Source organism: Streptococcus oralis, from assembly GCF_001578945.1.
Classification (GTDB): Bacteria; Bacillota; Bacilli; order Lactobacillales; family Streptococcaceae; genus Streptococcus; species Streptococcus oralis_Q.
Genome location: NZ_KQ969590.1, coordinates 1 through 643, shown reverse-complemented (window position 1 = coordinate 643; position 643 = coordinate 1). Strand labels below are relative to the sequence as shown.

The 643-nt window shown below is 41.4% G+C and carries 2 protein-coding genes; both read right to left on the bottom strand.

Features of this window, described 5'->3' with window-relative positions; translation table 11 throughout:
- Positions 1–292 (bottom strand): transposase (locus SORDD16_RS09930; RefSeq protein ID WP_241734068.1); only part of this gene is annotated, 292 nt, incomplete at its 3' end.
- Between the two features lie 50 nt (positions 293–342).
- A complete protein-coding gene (locus SORDD16_RS09925) occupies positions 343–606 on the bottom strand; it encodes a transposase (RefSeq protein ID WP_061453292.1) in 264 nt (87 codons plus the stop codon).
- Between the last annotated feature and the right edge of the window lie 37 nt (positions 607–643).

The following is a 643-nucleotide window of genomic DNA, read 5'->3' as shown; positions in this document are numbered from 1 at the left end:
AACTTCCTTTGATTTTTTCAGAAATATCTACTGGACACTGAAACTCCTGTGCCATCATCTCTTCAAAACTTTTCCTATAACCAGCATCAGCTGAAAAAGCCTTGATTGTCGGGAATTGTGCCATCACTTGACGCGCTACTAAAATCCCTGATTTTGTGTCATGAAGATTAGCTGCATGAACCACAACATCAAGAAGATTCCCCATGGTATCAACCACAATGTGGCGCTTTCTCCCTTTTACTTTTTTACCGCCGTCAATACCTCGTTCTTCTGCAGCATCCGTTGTTTTCACACTCTGAGAATCAATAATAGCATAGGTTGGAGAGGCTGCTCTGCCAGCTTTTAGTCGCTTTTTTTAACCAGCTCTGTCAAGATGGTATCCCACAAACCACTCGCCTTAGCACGACGAAAGAAACTCCATACCGTTGGATAAGGAGGAAAGTCATGAGGGAGCATGCGCCATTGACAGCCTGTTTTAGTGATGTACAAAGTCGCATTAACAAGTTCTCGTTTCGACCATTTATAGGTGCGGTGTTTGGAGAAATAGGGTTCAATCTTAGCCCATTCTTGATCGTTTAAATCAGTATCATATGCTTTTCGTGTCATAACTTTAGTTTAACATTTTTTTGTGAATACAGGTTCT